Here is a 19,184-nt window from a genome sequence, read left to right as displayed (position 1 = left end):
CCCTTAATATTTGCTGAAAAATGTAAAAAATGCGGCTTTAATTACATTAATAAATTTAAGGTCTACAATTAAAAGTTAGTTAATCCACGAGATCACCCAATTCTTCTTTCAATTCATAAAAATAAGTCAGTTTCTGTTTTAATTTCTCCTCTTTTGAGACTGGAACTGAACTATAATCCGGATTGTTAAATCCTTCATCAATAACCAAAATATCTAGCTTATCTCCTACTTTTAATTCTCGTCCTTCCCAGGACACACTTACATCCTCATCAATTTCCAATCCACCTATTTCCAAATTCAAATCGATTGTGTTTTTAATCCTTGGTACCGCAGTTATCAAACAACTTAGCACATAATTTTCTTTTTCAATTCCTATCCTAGCCACTTCTTCACCATTTAATTGGATTTCAAATCCATAATTTTTAATCTTTTTCATCATTTTGGTGAATTTAAATATGATCCTTCAATTCAGCTTTTAAGCTATAAAATTGTTTAATTTTTTGTTTTAATAAATCTTCATCAGAAAAGCTTTCTGACTTCGCTGTTCTAACCGATTTAATTTCTGACGGTTCCATAGGGCTTTCAATCACTTCCAAACTGATCCTATCGCCCAATGATAGTTCCTTAGATCCCCATTCAAGATGAAGATTAGCATCAACGTCAAGTCCGGATAGTTGATAGAAAACACTTTCAGACCCGTCTTGGCGATGTAACGCCATGATTATACAGCTTACTACATAACTTTCTTTAGGAATTATCCCTTTTCCAACTTTTTCACCATTGAGGTGAACTAAAAATCCGTAACAATTTTGCATCTTGGAAATTAATGAAAAATAATCACAAAAATTAACCCATCGTCATTTCGGTTCAGCGTCATTGCAGTCCAGCGTCATTGCAGTCCAGCGTCATTACAACCCAGCGTCATTGCGAGGAACGAAGCAATCTTTCATCGTCATTGCGAGGAACGAAGCAATCTTTCGAATAGTGTAAAGATTGCTTCGTCGTACCTCCTCGCAATGACGCGAAGGCCACCTCGCAATGACGAGGAGGCGCAATGACGATTTTAACCAAAAACCTCCTTCCTTATCCTTTCCATCGGGAAAAAATCATTCGGATCCACTTTCCTATCCGGCGAAATATCCCTATGCCCCAAAATCATCCTAATAGTAGGATAAGCTTTCAACAAAGCCCTACATACCCCGATCAAGCGTTCCACCTGTACCTCCGGATAATCCTCAACGCCTGTATTTTGTAATTCTATCCCAATACTCCACCAATTAAAATCGCTCCTTCCGGCATAATTGGAAACCCCTGCATGATACGCCCGTTTATTAAATTCCACCAACTGAACTATATTTCCATTTCTAGCGATATGTAAATGCGCAGAAACCCGACTTTGCCTTTCCAACATCCAGGAGATCGCCCCTTCTTCCGTTCTTGAACCCGTATCATGGATGATTATATATTCCGGAAAAATATCACCCGACTGATTAGGCGATGGGCGAAAAGTCACGCCTTTCAATTTGTTGTCTAAAATCTTAAACTTCTTCATCATCATTAAGGCTTTTTACTGAAATCAATTTTCTCCATCAGCAATTGGATCTTGCTTACCATCATGGCCAATTCATAAGCTTTCATGATCTCACTATAAAAACTACTGGAAGATATCTTGAAGATGAATTCCTTGTTATGGCTGATCAGCATTTTCAATCCCACCCGAAAGTGGTTCGATAAGATCCGGTATTGTTGGAAGGTAGGTTCGTCCAAACCTGCTTCCATGGAGCTGTACTTTTTATAACTGACTTGGATTTTCTGTGCGGTATGCTTCTTGGTCAAGCCCCGCATGAGGCGGAAATAATATAGGCCTTTTAACTCTTTCATATGGGTTAAATTTTTTACACCACTAATTTATCCAACCTATTTTTAAATACTCATTATCAGATTGTTATTAAACTTTTAATGATAAGCAATAAAGTATGCCAAAAAAAACATATTATTAAAATTATTAATAAATTAAATATGATACTTATTAATTTAATTTCGATAACATTACTTCTTTAAAGTATATTAGTATAGCCAATATATTAATAACCAATATGTTAAATATTTAATCTGAAGTAGCGTATGGATATCCATGTCCAATTAAAAACTGAAACCCAAGAAAAGATTGTCCTTGATCAAAGGAAACTGACCTGTATGTTTAATCCCGGCCAAGCGGTGTATACCGAATATAGCGAGCGCATTTTTCGCTATTACCAACATGTTCAGGAGGAAGGATTCTGCCGTTTGGAGCATCATCTCCTAAAAACAGGAAGTAACGGAAAGAAGTCGAAAACCGTACAGCTTAACCTATCTATGCCGTCGGATAAGCACCTCCTGCTGATCTGCCTGCAGGGGCAGCTCCAAATTAGAAAAAAAAGAAGGTATGAGCAAGAGCTTCATCTCAAGGCAGAACAATTTACCTTGATCAATGCTGGCTGTGGTGAATACCAGCTCAGCATGCCCTCCTCCTTTACAGAGTTCCTGTGCATAGGGGTAGCGCAAGAAGCCTTCTATTACTTCGCACCTGGCAAGACCAACAGGCTATCCCTGCTCCACAGAAACGCCAAAAGACCCTTTCAGTTAGCTTCCAGCTGTTTATTCAATCGGAAGATCCTGAAAATCCTGAAGAATATGGCCAAGCGGATGAGGAGTCATCCTTTAGGAAAACTTAAAGAATTGACCTTAAAGGTTTATTGCATGAAGATTATTTTTGCCTACTATGAATTGTTGGATACCGATCAGAATATAGACTTCTTGGAAAGCCTGGTCGATCGGGCTGTACAGAACATCCGTTCAGATCTCAAATTGAAAGTGGAAACGGATATTGACAAATTGGCCAATGAAATTGGCTGCGCGCCTGAGCTGTTGACAAATGCTTTCAAACAGGTCAAAAACTTCACTCCTAAGCAATACATCCGAGAGATCGTGTTGGAGAATGCAACCAAACAATTGGTCAGTACCAATTTGACCTGTAAGGAAATATTTGCAAACACCAACTACATTGATATAAATTCTTTCAATAGAATTTTCAAGATAAAATATGGCTGTACGATGATGGAATACCGGAAAAAGTTCAGCCAATAAGCCACCCTCTAGAATAACCAATTCATTAACAGCATGTTTATCCCAGAGTTATTCCCCAATAGGCTTACTGTATTTCGAAATAAGGCCATTCCGATGGATCAAGGATCCGGAATGGCCTATGGTTTTAAATAAAGAATATATACTTCAAAATTTTAAATTATGACAATGAATATGAAGAACTGGCTACGTGCCGGTGCCGCCTTATTGGCTTGTATTTTTGGTTTATTGGCTTTTTATGCTTTTCAGAAAGCGGATAAATCTTCTGAGAAAGCAACTTTATTAACTTGGTATTTTATATCTAATGATGTTATGGATCGGACTAAACCTGATGCTTATGCATTAACGGAAGATGAAGAAAGACCATGTGATAATATTAAGCAAGAAATTTGCAGTATTTTAGCACCTGATAATGGCTATGGTAAACCTGATTTAAATGCATTAGCCACGAGTTCAGAAACTCATTTACAACAAATTGAAAGAGCAATTGCAGATTTGGAAGTCAATGAAACTGTCCATGCTTTTAGAGCAAAATATTAATTAATTATTATGGGCAGGAAATCCTGCCCATTTCTTATCTAGGATTTTGTTTTATGCCTGTTTCTTCAATTACATAATCTGGTATTAGATAAGTGTATCTTAAGTCATTGGGTGGCAACATAACCTCCATAAGGTTATCGCTATTGTCGGGAATAATCCTAACCAGCGTCTTTTCAAATCTTTTATCTCTATTCAACCTCCTAAGATCTAACCAACGCACACCTCTAAAAGGCAATTCTTTCCGCCTTTCTAATAACACTAATTTTAGTGCCTCCAATTCATTTTCAGCTCTTAATAAAGTAAAAGATTCTTTTTTAAATCTATGTTTTCTTAATTTATTTAGGATATCAATCCCTTGATTAATTTTTTGCGTCCTAATAAGCGATTCGGATGCAATAAGATGAACCTCATCAATTACCAACCCTGCAAAAAAAGAATCCCCGTTTCCTGAATAATATCCTTTAAAAGAAAACCCGTTAATACCCTTGGAATTAAAAAATGCCAACTTTCTTAAATCATTATCTTGGTATAAACTATATAATTCATGACTTACATAAACCTGCCTCGGATTCAATATCTGACTCGGAAATGCCCCTACAGCATGATAAATGACTTCTTCATTCAAAGCAAAAAATGGAAAATTTAAATGAAGATTGATTAGATTATAGTCTATTAATTGATTTTGTCGTTTTAGACATTCTTCCGCATATTTCAACGCTGCACTATAATCGCCAATAGTTAACTTAATACGAGCCATTAAAGCATATGCAGCAGCTTTATTAGGTCTTGTTTTAAAGCTCACTTGTTCTGGAAGCAAATCTATTGCCTTTTTAAGATCGCCTAAAACTTGATTATAACTTTCAATCAAGCTTGATCTGTTGGTAATTTGATTAACATCAGAACTTAATCGAAGATGAATTCCAAGCTCACTATCTTTGTCACCAATCAAGTATGGAGGAGAATAGGATTGAAGTAGCATAAAAAATGTAAAACTTCTAAGAAAAAGCGCATCTCCTTCAATTCTTCTTCGCAAATGTTCATCTCCTCCAATTATTGTTCTTAATCGCTCTAATACGACATTGCAATTTAATATTTGTCTGTAAGGCCTCTGCCAGCTAAAAACCATTTCTTCCCTTATTCCATCTTCCCCAGATGCCCATCGATAGATATCTTTATAATAATTACTTAATCGTTGAAAGTGGGAAGGCAATATCCGTAAGTCATCCGTTCCTGATTCAATATGTGCAAAAGATACTTCATTAAAATTCTGTTCACTATTTAAAATTGCATTCAAATCATCTAAACTTATGGGATGTTTTATGGTTACATCTGGTTTTTTATCTAAGAATTTCTCACATGACAATAAAAATAGGCATATGAAACCAGCTAAAATCATTGTTTTTTTCATCATATTGGGGTTTAAAGTGGTTTAATGTTTATACCAAAAGAAATCGTTGGAGAAGGAGGAACTTCTAGAAATTCAGGGTCTAATCCTTGTTTGTTTTGCCTATAAATCAACCCTAAATCTGACATCATTACCACCAAATTGAAATTCATCTTTTTAGATATTGGAAGAGGTAAATTCAAACTCACATCTTTAAGTCTAATAAAACCGCCTGGTTCAACATTAGCTTCAGAATTCTTGTAAAAAAAATCACGCCTTGAATCTACAGGAAACCCCAAACGCGGGACCTGCGTATATTTTTCATCTCCAGGTTTTCTCCATCTTTTTTCAATTTCTTTATGACCTCGCCAACTATTGATTAATAATCCATAATCTGCCGCTTCCCTCGCAAAATAATTCCCAAACTTAAAGCCCAACAATACATTAAGGCTTATGCCTTTGTATGTAAATGAGTTCCTAAAGGATCCATGATATTTAGGAATGGCGGATCCATAGAATATGGCTTGATCCAATGGTTGATTGGCAATTTTTGAATATTCTTTAGATTCTTTTCCTTCTAAAAAACCTACCGGATCACCATGCTCATCCAATCCTGAAGTCCTATACCCAAAAATGGGATAAAAACCATAATCTATAGATGGATAATTATTCCTTCCATTATTGGCAATCATCATTTGTGGACTCTGTGAAAAACCATAATAAGTAACCACTCTATCCCTTACGAATGACAGGAAAACAGCACCATTCCAAGAGAATTTGGAAAGAATAATTCTCGAATCCAATCTAACATCAAACCCATGGCCTTTTACATTTCCTATATTCCTGACCATGGTTCGCATACCTGCAGAAGGATCTAAAAACTGGGTAGAAAGTAAATCAGTGGATTTTTTATTAAAATATTCTAAGCTTCCACCTAATTTTCCTTGCCATAATTTAAAATCCAATCCGATATTCATCATCCTAACAGTCTCCCATTTCAAATTATCGTTTGGTATTTGGCTTATCGTAGCTTCAGGTTCAATATTAAGTTTATTATTTTGTGTATATCTAATGATTGGCATACCACTTCCTACACCACCCGAGTTTCCACTATATCCCCAAGTTCCTCTCAATTTTACCTGATCAATTATTTCTAAATCTTTTAAGAAGTTTTCTTTTTTGACATCATAGGCAAGCCCAATTGACCAAAGTGGATTCCATCGTCGATTAGTTGCAATTCCAAAAATATTCGTTGCATCCTTTCGACCGGAAAGCGTAATAAAGTACCGATCATTTATTTCGTAGGCTAGGTTTGAAAATAAAGAAATCGATCGCCAATGCTGTCCTAAAATTCTACCGGTTCTCGGAATTTGTGCATTTCCTCTCATTCCCTGAAAAGTTGGGAAATATGAATTATAATCAACAAAAGTGATCGTTTTGGTATCTTCATTGTAACCATAATATTCATTGCTATTAAAAGTAGACGGAACATCCGAACCTTCGATTCCTGCTAAGCCCACCAATCTATGGCCCTTAAACGTTGAAATATTTAAATCCCCTTGCAATCTTACCCTATGTTCTATCAGTTTTTCATTGGAAAATGAAACTATTCCACCTTCAGGAATTATAGAACCAACGATACCATTTTTTTTAAACGAATAAATATTTTGTAGGTTCTTTGTATAATAGGAGTTTTTTCCATAAACCAATTCCGAGTTGTCCATTTGAAAATTTAAACCATATTGAGCCTTCAGAACAACGTAACGATTAGGCTTTATACTAATTTCAATATTTGGTCTGAAGCTATTTACGAAAAGATCTTTACGCGATTCTTGCACATTAGATATTGGGTAATATCCCCAATCCTTTAAGTAATCATTTTTATAATAATCCAAAAATTTATCCGATATGCCACGAAATACCTTTGATGGATTTCCATCATTATCCACCAAACTTGCATAGGGAAATAGTATTTGTCTCCCTGCTGACCCCATGGAATAGTTTAATGCTTCCCCAGAATTTATAACATACTGGTTATTAAAGGAAACTGAATAATTTAATGCGAGAATGTTGTTAGGTAAATAATTTCCGGACCAAAATAGTCCTTTTCGATTTGACCTGTTATCAACTTGGTTATTTTGGACCACATCATAGGTCAGCGAAATCCTATTTCGAAAAGTAGAATTTCCACCGTTAATAGAAAAAGCATATCGTTGGTTCATTGGATTCTATAATAATGATCTAATAAATCCCTTCTAAAATCTTTATTCTTCCAAGCTGTATAAAGATTTTCAAATTCAGTATTTGTTAATTTTCCAGTCCGTAAATCGTGTAATGCTTCCACATATGGAGATAGTTGAGTTCGTGATATCGTTGTTTCATTAAGCGCATTATCATAAAAACCCTTTTTAAAAAGTTCCTCTTCGATGGCCATGAATTCTGATGAATTTAATCTTGGGATCTCCATGATTTTTATTTTCTCTTTCATAAGCCAATTCATACCAAAGTCTATTTTCACTTTTCCCTCTACAGATTTTTTAGTCGTTACCACGATAACACCATTTCCTGCTTTTGAACCCCAAATCGATGCAGCTGCGGCATCTTTTAAAACCGTAACAGAAGCTATGTCTTCTGGATTTATCGCATTGATATCGCCTGTAAATGGAAAATTATCGACAATAATCAATGGTTCCATCATATATTCTGAAAGGGAGTTTATTCCACGAATATGTATTTTTGATCTCACGTCTCTTTTATCTAAATTCAATCCAGGAACAAAGCCTTCTAAATTTTGAAGGATATTCATGGTAAACCGCTGTTTAATGTCTTTTTGACCTAAAAACTCAAAACTTCCCGTAGACCTTTCTCTATTGATTGTCTGATAGCCGGTATGTAATACCTCCACTTCTTCAATCTGATTAGATTTCGGAATTAGTTCAATGAGAATAGAATCATGAGGATTGATTATTTTTAGGCTGTCTGATAAAAAAGAAAAATGTTGAAATATTAGTAAATCTTCCTTTTTAAAAGGAATTTTAAAATTCCCATTGGGATCAGAAAAATAATATTCTTTTTGAGACGACCAGAATACCTTAACATGTTGTATTGGAATTCGATCACTATCCACTACCCTGCCAGATAAATATTCTTGAGCAGAAGCTGTTTTTAAACCAAATAAGAAAAACAAAGCCAGTACGATCAATATAATTCTCATGGTTTTTTGGATTTGGATGGTAAAAATGGAGGAGATATAGTCGTATTTAATAAATTCCTGAAGGTTATTATCTCGATAATACCAAGACGGTTAATCCATACATAAGTGGGATAGGCAATTGGATGAAAATAGTTATTCAATTTATCGTCAAGAATGATTGTTTTCAATCCATTTGGGAAGTATTCTTTAAAGCGACTTTCAAATCTTTTAATAGCTTCTACTGTGTCTGATTTAACTCTTGAATTAACCATCAGCACCACAATATCATCTTTATATTGTAGTTTGAATTGATCTATATTCTTTTGATGTGAAATACAAGTTCCGCATCCTATAGACCAAAAATCCAAAATCAATTTTTTACCTCTGAATTGGTTTAAGGTAATTTCTTTTACCGATCCATCTTCATATAGCAAATGCTTTTGATTCCAAAAATCCTTAGGAACTTGTTGGCCTACTCTTATGGTAAAGGAATCCCGATTAGTGATATCGGATGAAAATTGATTATTTGATTGGGCAGATCCAGCCAAATAAAAAATTATGGATAATACGCTTAAGGTTGATTTTTTAGGCAGTCCTCTCCTGCCCCAAATAAATGTGTTCATTTTTTAGGTGTTTAATAATTGGTTTTTGAAAGTATTGGTACTAAATAATCATTAATAGAAGGGCCATAGAATTATAAATAATCCTAAAACTTAATTATATTTATAAAATAGAAAGTACGATTAACTTTCATTGGCAATAAAAACAATTTGTAAATCTATTTTTAATCAAGTAGCTGCTACTGGATGGTAAAAAAGAATTAGAAATAATTTAAATGCATTCTTGGCCCTTCTAGTGATATAGATTTACCAATTGGTTATTTCGGATAACCAGGTATGTTCTTTTTAATTTGTAGAGAAGTTATTTTGTTATTGCAGAACAGAATAACTGAATAGTGGTTTTTAATGGTTTTTTTGGTATACATATTATTTAATTTAGTTCGAAAATAATAACCTACCTCCCCAAGTTTATTTAATCAAAATATGAAATAAGTACAATCTTAATCATTGAATATTTTGATTAATTATCAATGAGTTAACCTTCAAAATGGTTTAAATCTCATTGACTCTACAAATATAAAAATACTACCTATTAATAGGTAATATAAATTGAAAAAAATTATTTCTAAAAAACAATTAACTGAATTAGAATTAGAAATTATTCTAAATGTTAAAAAATTAAGAATTGAGCGAGGAATTTCTAAAGGTGAGCTAAGTAACTTATTAGGGAAAACTAGCACTTTGTTAGTAAGGTTGAAAGCTTAAATGAAATAGATAAATACAATTTTAAAAGCCTTCAAAAATTAACGGGAATTTTTAAACTTAAATCTGTGAGAGAACTCATCCCAAAAGAGGTTCCAAAAAATTTAGATATAGAAGTTTATTATGAAATGGTTCCAAAAACTAAAATGGATGGCACTATTTCTAAAACCTTAGAACAGAAAATCGTAGAAATTAGGGCAAATAAAGAGGCTAAAGAAAAAGAGTAAGCTTATGATTATTAATCCCAATTTATTTGGAGCCTTGATGCTGAATTCAAAAATATTTAAATTGCTTTTCTCACTTTATACAATTTGAGATTTGGTAGTTTAATTGTCTTATTCGGATTAACCATATAGATATTTTCAGTCCACCAACTTTCCTCAGCAACAGTATAGATCAATGAATTTTTCTTTGGGTAATAATTCACAGATTTGACGTCTTTTTTACCTTTCAAAAGCGTAAAATCAGTGAATGATTTATTATTGCTATTAAATAAGAATACGGAATGGTGGGTTGATACTAAAAAGGTATCCCTATCAATACGAAACAGATCATGGCCACTTTTATCTGGTAATTGCCAAGAAGATTCTAATTTTAAACTTGGATTTTCAGAAGACCAATTTACCAAAGAATAGGTTTTTAGATGTTGATATCCCAACACATACAATAGTTTATCCTTAGGGTTCCAGGCTACTCCATGACCAGAATACAGGGAATCCGTAAATAAAACCCTTTCATTTTTTTTAAGATCATATAGCTCAATAGAATTGCCTTTTGGATGCGTAGAATTTGCTACGATGATTCTGTTATTGGGCAATAAATCTACAGAATGGGCCATCGGAGTTTTTGCATAAAACTCTACATCCTTTGATGCGATATCAACGAGTATGGTTGCGCCTGTGGAAGATGTAACTAAAATTTTTTTATTTCCCATCACGGGTTTGCACTCATCAAGACTTTTTAATAAAGGAATGTATGCTGCCGGCAATGATTTTGCATCAGCTACTGCCCATTTCCAGATGATTTCGGTATGATTATCGTTCGATTTATTGGGGTCAATGATAAATAATTTATCATCACCACAAGCTACCAAGAAGCCTTTTTTCAATACTTGTTGTGCGAATGAGGTATTAAAAGCTACCAAAAATAGAATGAATAATATGCAGACTCTTTTCATGATTTTTTGATTTTATCCCAACCTTAATTTTGTTTTAATTTTGGATTAAGAACAAATTTAATAGAACATCCGTGATCCGTTCCATTGATTTCCAAAGGCTAAGTTAAGTGTCGAGCTAAATTTATAATTGTGTTATTAAGTTACCGTTAATTAGTTAAAAATTTTAGCGAATTACAAAGCATGTTCTTACCTAATTTTTTACGGCTACTTTCAATAATGTATCGCTGAATCTCCTTCTTTATCGGAAAATACTGTTTCCAAATGAAAAAAATCAAGCAATAACCTGATCTGAACAAGTTAAATGAACTGGCTAAATTATTAGAAATTGATATTCGGGAAATATTACATCTATTTAACACAAAATAAATCAATGATTTTTAGGAATGCTTACTGGATTAAATTTCTAATAACTTCCTTTTCCCTCAACACAATGCCTAACTCCTCCCCTTGGGTCTTTCATATCACCGATATACCTCGGGATCACATGACAATGGAAATGGAATACCGTCTGCCCCGCTGCCTCTCCACAATTCATCCCAATATTATAGCCATCTGGATGATGTTCTTTTTCAATTAATTGCTTTGCTAAAGAAATAGCTTCATCCAAATTTGCTTTTTCGGAAGAATTTAAGGCAAAATAATCAGCCCTCAATTCTTTCGCGATAATCAATATATGACCGGGAGATACAGCAAACCCATCGTATATTAAAAAGAAATGGTCAGTTTCCCCTATCCATATTTCTTTCGGCAATTCGTAAAAATTCTTGATGCTCATTTTAAAAGTTTCCTGGTAATTCATTGTCAGGGGTCCATTCCTGAATTGAATTTGATAATGCAATATTATATTGTTTTTCTAAGAATCGCCTTCTTAGATAAGGTTTATCCCCTGTTTGATAGATAATAGTCTCAGCCAGTGGATGTTTACTTTCAATATAAAATTCATTTCGATTGTATAATCTCTCTAAATATTTACGATTTGGAATTTTTGCTCCTTTAGCTCGATTAACTTTTGGATCTGTTAGGACCAAGTTCCATACTCCATTTATATTTGCCTTTTCAGAAAAATGCGAACGCTTATTCACATGTGGTAGAAAGTGATCAACTGCACATATATTATAAACGCCTTTTTGAATATAGATATCATTAAATGTATAAAAACATTTCCCCTTCTGATAACCATTTAAAGCGTCCCGCGATGACGTTATTGTGATTCGACGCATAAAATCTCCAATATATAGTTCTTCATTTAATCCATCATGCTTTACCTCCAAAAGATTTGAGTTGATATTTTGATCCCAAGCTGTTTCCACTAACTTCCACCTAGCCTCTACCTCTTGATTAAAATTAATGAATTGTGTGGATTCTTGCAGTTTAAAGATATCATCTGTTAACACAATCTGCTTTTTGCCACTAGTATAGTCTTTTTGATAGAATACGTTATTGATCAATCCACCATTGACATTTTGAAATGCATCTATAACGTTGTTAAATCCGTTTTTGATGGTTTGCTGGATTAATTGATCTCTATCGATCTCATGCTGGATAAATGACCTACAGGCATTTAAAAAGGTACTTGATTTTGAACTTCCTTGTTTATCGTTTTGTTGGAGGTGTTCTACGATGAATCTGGAAAAGGGTTCAGCTAATTCTTCCAGACTTAAGCGGCCTTTGTTGGGCTCCAACAATTCCAAAATTGACTTGGCAAAAGCGAATTTATAGGTTGCTGAGTTTTTCCCAAATAGTATGATGGCTCTCCATTGTGACTCCAAACTTGGGTCACTAATCTGAAAGGTAGTGTTCATTTAAGGCAGATGATTAATATTAATATAAATTAAGATTAACAATTTATATTAACCAAAGTTTCATTTATAAAAATATCAATAATAAAAATTGTATTTATTTATTTTTTGTAATAAGGCAAAATACTCATTATCTTCATAAAATCTAACTATGAAAAATAAGAATTATGAGTAAACCTTTGCTTTTTGGAGAAATTCCAGGTATCAATGAAGGAGACATTTTTGAAAGTAGAAACGAAATTAAAAATTTAGGCGGCCACCGAAACACTCAAAAAGGAATAGATGGAAATAGACACGAAGGAGCAGCCGCTATTGTATTATCGGGAGGATATAAAGATGATGTAGATCAAGGCTTAGAAATTCTATATACTGGATCTGGAGGAAGAAATGATAAAAAAGTTTTGATCAAAGACCAAACTTGGGATAATAATGATAATGCTTCTCTTGTAAGTAGTATGAATTTAGGTAAACCAATTCGTGTTTTTAGAGGTGCAAAACATAATTCTGAATTTTCACCAAAAATAGGATATCAATATGCAGGCTTATATAGTATAGTTGAAGCATTTGAAGATATTGGGGAAAACGGTTTTAAAATATGTAGGTTTAAATTAATTTACTCTGGAACTACAAGAAGTAAAATTAACTCATTATTTCTATTTGAATCTCAATTAGGTGATAACAATTTTTATAATTCAAAAGTTCCTACAAGAACAGAAACAACCATATTAAGAATTGTTAGAGATTCTAAAATAGGAAATCGAGTAAAACAACTTTATTCAAATTTTTGCCAGGTATGTAATGAAAGAATCAAAGTCAAAAATGGATATTATGCAGAAGGAGCTCATATACGTCCTTTGGGAATACCTCATCATGGATTAGACTCCTTAGATAATATTTTGTGTCTATGTCCTAATCACCATATTATGTTCGACAGAGGTACAATTTCAATCTCACCAGAATTTAATATTATTGGGGAAATTAATAGTCCTTTAACTATAAATTCGGACCACATTATTAATATTGAAAATCTTCATTATCACAATAAAATTCATGGATTTTAAGAAAAATTTTTTAAAATCTACCCAAGTTATTTTATCAACAGTCCCACATGAAACAATAATCCCAATGCTGGAGAATGAGTCCTATTTAAATAAGGTTTGAAATTCACTGTTTTAAAATCGGTCAAATTTAAATAGGCTTGATGTACACCTTTTAAATTCAAAGGCCATATTTTGTCAGTAAATAACCTAACAATCTTCATAATTTCATTATCAGTACTTTGAACTTCATATTTTCTTCCTGTTAAACTACTAAAGTTCTTTACATCTTTCACCAAGCTATAAAATTCTTCATAACTTATATTTGGATTTGTCTTTGTGTATTCTTGATTACTCATTTATATTATTTAACATTATAATTTACAATTCTACTTTTTCCACTTCCACCTCATCCCTAAAACTCCAAACATCATACAAAGGATTGATCTTATTTTGAATCGCAGCAGGTAATCCATCTGTTTTAACCTCTTCCTCAATCTTCACCTCCCTATCATACACCACATTGGAACCAATATCATTAAAGGTCTCCGTAAACTGATTGATATTCTTCAAGAGTTTATTTACTTGGTTTACTTCGATAGATTGACTTAAATAAGGATAGAAAACCTGAATTTTATGATCAAAATCCAATTTCTTATGTCGGTTTAAATTACGGAAGCTCAAAGAATTAATCCTGTCTATCCTACCAGTCCGCTGCTCCATATCCGAAGGGTTCCAGGCAATCCCGTAATGATATACATTTTGGCAATAGGTATGCAGGTCCTCTCCTTCCCTTAAAATATCTGTACTGATCAATGCATAAGGAAATCCAGGCATCCTGAATTGTGCGGCCACCAAGCTTCGATCTCGCTTAATCTGTCCACTAACAGCGATAACAGGACTCAACGAGCGGAACATGTTATCAATTTCCTTCTTGGTCTTCTTATTAAAATTGGTATTCATCAGAATATCAAAATCATTCAATATACATTTCACCTCTTCTAGAACATGATGAAATGGTGCATTTTCATCTTTAATTAGCATCAACAAGCTTTGCTCAAACGATTCCCCGTTTTCATTACATTCAGCGACAAAAGAGGGTAACAACCCAGATCCATTCCGAAAAATATTTCTTAAAATATTTGATAAATATTCTAATTGATGAATCAGATTTACTAAACTATTATCAATATGGAAAACTTTCGTTAACCAATTGTTCAATTCAGCATGGCAATCTTTAATCAATAACTGAGTTAGAAATGTATTTTCTGCCTCAATATTAAATTCATCAAAGCCCTCAATTGGAATCTCCGTATGCTTTAATTCGGTATTTTTAATAAGAGTAGATTCGTTCTGCAACAGATAATCCCTAATAGTATTTTGTCTTTCTGCGAATAATTGATTCTTCTTAGGTTTCTTTGTCTTTAATTTTATATTTTTCAGATCTTCAACCAATTTAAATTGGTCAAATTGAAATAATTTTAAATAATTCAGTAAATAGCTAATATCAATTTCAAACCAATTTTCCCTATACATCTTGGCTTTAAATCGAAATCCGTTACCATACGAAAAATAAGTATTGAAAAAATAACCATCAAACTGGTTTTTATCTAGATCATCCACATCTTCATCATCTTCCGAACCTTCAATTTCAGTACCTAAAGCTTTATTCGCGAATGAACCATTAATTGAGTCATTAACATGCTTAATATTCACATTTTTCACTTGTTTACTTTGGAAGATTTCTAATAGATAGCCAAATAACCTTTGTTTAGCGATTTTAGAAGGTTTACTTTGAAATGCAATGAATCTTGATTTAAAATCACTGCTTTCATTACCTAAAAGTGATTTAATAAACTCCCGTACTTTATCCAACTCTTCTTCAGACATTCGCTTCAGTGTTTTCTTCCAGGCCTTACAGTTAAGGAGTTCATCAATAAATACAGGCAATTTCCTTAAATGATCTTTTTGACTCCAATCATCCAACATGCTTTTTATTTTATCGCTTTCACCAAAAGCAGTATATGGCCTTTTAAATCGAAGCTGGTTCTCAACCACTACTTCTTTTTCATACAGGTGCAACAGGCGTTTTTCAAGATCATTAACCGTCATTATCCGTCTAACAAAAGTTAATGATTTCTCTTGCCGATGCATTTGGCTCAAGATCTCTGCCTCGAATTTACTTTGTTTAGGATGAGGTGGTAGAGATAGTTTGAAGGTTCGTTTATATGAATCGATAATACTTCTAACCACATTGATATCTTGGCTTTCCTGATTGTCTTTTTTATGCTCTACATCATATTCTTTAATACTGGCCAATTTTTTATCCGTATCCACCTTATAGCTTTCAAATCCGGCAAGCATCCCCATTTCAAAGGAGACACCGTTCTTTAATTTCAGATGCTTTAAGGACTGGTACTGCAACAATTGCCAAAACGTACCTTCAAAATCATCTTTGATCTCCAACTTTTCGGGAGTAATTGATTTATTGACATTTCCTGATCTATGTTCGTGTCTACTTTGGTTCCGCGAATAGGTTTCTGCATCCAATTGATATTCCATGTTCCCTCGAATCAAAAACTTGGGTAAACGTGTTTTGATCTCTTCCGGCGATTGACAACCACTCAAAATATGTTTATCAACAAAACAGTCGAACTGGTTCTTGATTTCATTTAAGCATCTATCTTTTGGGGTAGCCGACAAACAAACAATTTTGTTAGCTAAAGGAAATTTTATCTTCGATTCCAAAGTAGGGAAATCTTCTAAAATCTGTTGATCGCGATAGGCTCCCAAAAAACGGGAGGTCACATTATTCCTTATGGAACTAAACCAGTCCTCATTGCCTGGACCATATTTATAATTATGGGCTTCATCAATAACCAAGCAACCTATCTTAGAACTTTTAATATTAAAAAGGTAGGCCAAGAGATGACCAAGCTTTCTGTTGTTCTTATGTTTAAAATAATGCTTTTTGTTAGCTTGTTCTAGGATCTCCTTAATAAATTCATCCTTATGGAAATATTCATCAATTAGCTTCCTGTAAAATGTATTTCCACTATCCCCATCATCTGCAACAAAAGCAATATTGCTAAAAGAGCTCATCCTAAATATATGAAATAAAGAATCGGCATTTATGCCCTGGATATTATGGTATTTTATGGGGTTATAACGTTCTTTATTTTGTTCTTGGTCATCGAATTTTTTCAGTAGATTGTATTGGTAAAAAACTCCTATCGCACTCTCCCATTTATCCTGAAGGTTAGCCTTAGGTACAACGATCATATCCTTTTCCAATGGGTTGTTATAATGGTGACGTAATAAAGCCATGATGCCCATGGCAATATAGGTTTTACCCAAACCGACTTCATCGGCTATATAAATGATATTATTTTTAGCTGATTTGATCAGGTAATTATAAGATTTCCGAATAACTTCTAATTGCCGATTACTAATTGCAGGCGATATCGCATTATTAGGATTTAAATCCAAAATCTCTTGGATCTGTTGGATGGTTTTAGGCATACTCTTTTCTTTTAATTTCTTTGATCACCCAATCTTGAACTTGCTTACTTTCCATTCCCGGAATTTCCTGGGCAATGTGAGCCGCATGCCTCTTTAATTTCTTCATCTGAGTTGCTACGTTTAATTTAAAATCCCGTACCTCTTCATCTACCGCTTTGAATTTCAATGCCTTTGCCTTATCATAGATATTGTTGATGATAATCTGAAGAACCATCCAATATAAATTTTTATGTTTTCCTTGATCAACTTCCTGTTCTAAGGTTTTCAAATAAAAAGGAATCGTATCTATATTTTCATGAAAAAGGTAATAAGTTAGCTCCTCTAACTTTTTAGGATCTTTTTGCGGAAAAAGGAACTTTTCAAGATCTATTAATGCATTAAAATAAGTCGCCATTTCATTTAAAATGGATACCGGAATTAGAAGCTCATCCTTGAAAACTCCCGACTCATTAGTTGCATGTTGGATAAGGTTCAATAAGTCCTGTTGCGCTCTTTCCTCTTGATTCAATTTTTGCCACAATTGAAGGATTTGTAAGGCGGATAACTTAAATTCAAAGGGTTTTACCTCTATATTCTTATGATTTGGATAGTAGGAATAAATACACTTTCTATCGTTTATAACCTTTTCCAATTTTATGATCGAATTAGAACTAAGCACATTCATATCCACATCAGAAAGCTTCATTAGTTGGTTGTTCCTTACTTTACAATTTTCGAATAAATTGTGGTAATGAAATCCATTCATAACCTGCTTTTTTTCTGATTGAACGAATAAAGTTTTTTCCTTCCAATCCAGCGTAAATTCAAGATGAGGTGCATTGCGATCAAGCGTATTTTCTTCTAGAAATTCAAGATCCTCTTTTATTACAGGAACAAACTCAAGCTTTTCTATCTCGGATTCTGATAAGGGTGATAAAAGATTATATACCTTTTCATATGATTCAATAAATAATTCAGCAGATTCGATATTCGATTGATTATCCATCTTGCTGAATTTTTTCCATGCAGGATTAGTGAAATTAACAGATCCAATAACTGTATAAACCTTTTTATCTCCATGAAATCGATACATTTTAGCATGTAAATCCCTTACTTCCTTATTCAAATCCGGATTTGCCCAATTACACCAATGAACGCCATGAACTTTCATCTTATTAAAATTCTCTTCCAATAAATTGATTTGATTGGATTTTAAACGAGGAACTAAAATGTGAATCCTTGGATCACTCAATTCCTTATTAAGTAAGGAGAGCAAAGAAATATCCGAACTGAAATATGGTGAGACAATTTCTATTGTATGGATGGTTTCCTTTTCAGGAATATGGCTATTTATAAACTCACTAAAATCCTGGAATAAACTATTATGGTAATAAAATGCTTTATTTTTGTCCATTTTATTTTGAACTAAATCTTCATCAATGTCTACAAATTTCAAAAAATCATTAATTTTTCTTTCTGCCCCTTCTAAATCATCTTCGGAAATAATTTCTTGAGTATTTCCATTGTCCTTACTAATAGTTAGGCTTTTCGTTTGGAAAATAAGCTTTTGAATGGTATTTCTTTTCACATAATTTGGATAAACTTTGTTAGGGAAAATTTCTTGAATAGAGAAACACTCAAAATTATCGCACCAACCAGAAGGTGTAATATTCCCAGAGCCTGTAACCATAATTAATTTTTTCCTTTTCTCAGAATGTGAAGCTTTGGCTCCTTTTACATCAACTAAAATAAAGATATGCTTGGGGTGAAAGTTACAGATATAGTTTTTTTGGTTAGGCACTTGGATACAATTAATATCATAGCCTAAGGATGGAGCTGATTCTGTTGCTTTTGCATAATAATCACAATACACCGTTATAGCTGGAATTTTGCCCTCTTTCTGATACTTTCGCCAAAGGATTTTATTATAAATCATTAGGTCTGAAAAATTAGCCTCTTGCACAAACAAAGGCATCACGTAATTTTCAAAAAAGATAGGATCAAAATTAAAACTGTAAAATAACACGGCATGAACCTTTTGACCATCGATAAGCTCCTCTAATTTTTCCTTTAGAATGAACTGAGGGACACTATTTTCTTTCATATAA

At 33.4% G+C, this 19,184-nt stretch carries 19 protein-coding genes; 5 read left to right on the top strand and 14 right to left on the bottom strand.

Going from position 1 to position 19,184, the window contains the following annotated elements; genetic code table 11:
* Positions 1–79: 79 nt before the first annotated feature.
* The 4 genes from E3D81_RS14210 to E3D81_RS14195 all read right to left on the bottom strand — a co-directional run bounded on the left by E3D81_RS14210 (position 80) and on the right by E3D81_RS14195 (position 1,881).
* Positions 80–439, bottom strand: coding sequence for a hypothetical protein (locus tag E3D81_RS14210; RefSeq protein WP_134777900.1), 360 nt, complete (start codon positions 437–439; stop codon positions 80–82).
* Between the two features lie 10 nt (positions 440–449).
* Positions 450–815 (bottom strand): hypothetical protein, encoded by a 366-nt coding sequence (locus tag E3D81_RS14205; RefSeq protein WP_134777899.1) that lies wholly within the window; start codon positions 813–815, stop codon positions 450–452.
* A gap of 248 nt (positions 816–1,063) precedes the next feature.
* On the bottom strand, positions 1,064–1,558 hold the full coding sequence (locus E3D81_RS14200) for an N-acetylmuramoyl-L-alanine amidase (RefSeq protein WP_134777898.1): 495 nt from the start codon (positions 1,556–1,558) through the stop codon (positions 1,064–1,066).
* Positions 1,558–1,881, bottom strand: coding sequence for a helix-turn-helix domain-containing protein (locus E3D81_RS14195; protein WP_134777897.1), 324 nt, complete (start codon positions 1,879–1,881; stop codon positions 1,558–1,560). The genes E3D81_RS14200 and E3D81_RS14195 overlap by 1 nt, the downstream gene beginning before the upstream one ends.
* 243 nt (positions 1,882–2,124) lie before the next feature.
* Here E3D81_RS14195 and E3D81_RS14190 point away from each other — a divergent pair, with 243 nt between their 5' ends.
* Both E3D81_RS14190 and E3D81_RS14185 read left to right on the top strand, forming a co-directional pair.
* The gene (locus E3D81_RS14190) at positions 2,125–3,126 is read left to right on the top strand and encodes a helix-turn-helix domain-containing protein (RefSeq protein WP_134777896.1); all 1,002 of its coding nucleotides are present in this window, start codon (positions 2,125–2,127) and stop codon (positions 3,124–3,126) included.
* Between the two features lie 171 nt (positions 3,127–3,297).
* Positions 3,298–3,663 (top strand): hypothetical protein, encoded by a 366-nt coding sequence (locus E3D81_RS14185; RefSeq protein WP_167554320.1) that lies wholly within the window; start codon positions 3,298–3,300, stop codon positions 3,661–3,663.
* 34 nt (positions 3,664–3,697) lie between these two features.
* Here the strand turns inward: E3D81_RS14185 and E3D81_RS14180 are convergent, their stop codons facing one another.
* The 4 genes from E3D81_RS14180 to E3D81_RS14165 are packed head-to-tail and all read right to left on the bottom strand — an operon-like array spanning position 3,698 to position 8,863.
* Positions 3,698–5,074: a RagB/SusD family nutrient uptake outer membrane protein gene (locus E3D81_RS14180; protein WP_134777894.1), complete on the bottom strand. Its 1,377-nt coding sequence runs from the start codon at positions 5,072–5,074 to the stop codon at positions 3,698–3,700.
* Positions 5,075–5,082: 8 nt separating this feature from the next.
* Positions 5,083–7,269, bottom strand: a complete 2,187-nt coding sequence (locus tag E3D81_RS14175) for a TonB-dependent receptor (RefSeq protein ID WP_134777893.1) — start codon at positions 7,267–7,269, stop codon at positions 5,083–5,085.
* Complete coding sequence (locus E3D81_RS14170; RefSeq protein ID WP_134777892.1) at positions 7,266–8,261, bottom strand: TonB-dependent receptor plug domain-containing protein; 996 nt, start codon at positions 8,259–8,261, stop codon at positions 7,266–7,268. The genes E3D81_RS14175 and E3D81_RS14170 overlap by 4 nt, the downstream gene beginning before the upstream one ends.
* Positions 8,258–8,863: a TlpA disulfide reductase family protein gene (locus E3D81_RS14165; protein WP_134777891.1), complete on the bottom strand. Its 606-nt coding sequence runs from the start codon at positions 8,861–8,863 to the stop codon at positions 8,258–8,260. The genes E3D81_RS14170 and E3D81_RS14165 overlap by 4 nt, the downstream gene beginning before the upstream one ends.
* Positions 8,864–9,409: 546 nt before the next feature.
* On the opposite strand from E3D81_RS14165, the gene E3D81_RS17270 reads away from it, so the two are divergent.
* A complete protein-coding gene (locus tag E3D81_RS17270; RefSeq protein ID WP_167554319.1) occupies positions 9,410–9,565 on the top strand; it encodes a hypothetical protein in 156 nt (51 codons plus the stop codon).
* A gap of 65 nt (positions 9,566–9,630) precedes the next feature.
* Positions 9,631–9,789: a hypothetical protein gene (locus tag E3D81_RS17265; protein WP_167554318.1), complete on the top strand. Its 159-nt coding sequence runs from the start codon at positions 9,631–9,633 to the stop codon at positions 9,787–9,789.
* Between the two features lie 56 nt (positions 9,790–9,845).
* On the opposite strand, the gene E3D81_RS14160 is transcribed toward E3D81_RS17265, so the two are convergent.
* From E3D81_RS14160 to E3D81_RS14150, 3 genes are all read right to left on the bottom strand, one after another.
* Positions 9,846–10,739, bottom strand: coding sequence for a DUF6528 family protein (locus E3D81_RS14160; RefSeq protein WP_134777890.1), 894 nt, complete (start codon positions 10,737–10,739; stop codon positions 9,846–9,848).
* A 403-nt stretch (positions 10,740–11,142) separates the two neighbouring features.
* Complete coding sequence (locus tag E3D81_RS14155; protein WP_209023075.1) at positions 11,143–11,514, bottom strand: HIT family protein; 372 nt, start codon at positions 11,512–11,514, stop codon at positions 11,143–11,145.
* A 1-nt stretch (position 11,515) separates the two neighbouring features.
* A complete protein-coding gene (locus E3D81_RS14150) occupies positions 11,516–12,541 on the bottom strand; it encodes an HNH endonuclease domain-containing protein (RefSeq protein ID WP_134777889.1) in 1,026 nt (341 codons plus the stop codon).
* 164 nt (positions 12,542–12,705) lie between these two features.
* On the opposite strand from E3D81_RS14150, the gene E3D81_RS14145 reads away from it, so the two are divergent.
* Positions 12,706–13,599: a YDG/SRA domain-containing protein gene (locus E3D81_RS14145; RefSeq protein ID WP_209023074.1), complete on the top strand. Its 894-nt coding sequence runs from the start codon at positions 12,706–12,708 to the stop codon at positions 13,597–13,599.
* A 26-nt stretch (positions 13,600–13,625) separates the two neighbouring features.
* Here the strand turns inward: E3D81_RS14145 and E3D81_RS14140 are convergent, their stop codons facing one another.
* From E3D81_RS14140 to E3D81_RS14130, 3 genes are read right to left on the bottom strand one after another with little or no spacing between them, the layout of a single operon-like run.
* The gene (locus tag E3D81_RS14140) at positions 13,626–13,934 is read right to left on the bottom strand and encodes a hypothetical protein (protein ID WP_134777887.1); all 309 of its coding nucleotides are present in this window, start codon (positions 13,932–13,934) and stop codon (positions 13,626–13,628) included.
* 22 nt (positions 13,935–13,956) lie between these two features.
* Positions 13,957–17,097: a DEAD/DEAH box helicase family protein gene (locus E3D81_RS14135; protein ID WP_134777886.1), complete on the bottom strand. Its 3,141-nt coding sequence runs from the start codon at positions 17,095–17,097 to the stop codon at positions 13,957–13,959.
* The gene (locus E3D81_RS14130; protein ID WP_134777885.1) at positions 17,090–19,180 is read right to left on the bottom strand and encodes a phospholipase D-like domain-containing protein; all 2,091 of its coding nucleotides are present in this window, start codon (positions 19,178–19,180) and stop codon (positions 17,090–17,092) included. The genes E3D81_RS14135 and E3D81_RS14130 overlap by 8 nt, the downstream gene beginning before the upstream one ends.
* Between the last annotated feature and the right edge of the window lie 4 nt (positions 19,181–19,184).

The organism is Sphingobacterium sp. CZ-2 (assembly GCF_004526235.1).
GTDB lineage: Bacteria > Bacteroidota > Bacteroidia > Sphingobacteriales > Sphingobacteriaceae > Sphingobacterium > Sphingobacterium tenebrionis.
Note: the sequence above shows the minus strand (reverse complement) of the source record. Positions and strands in the feature narration are given on the sequence as shown.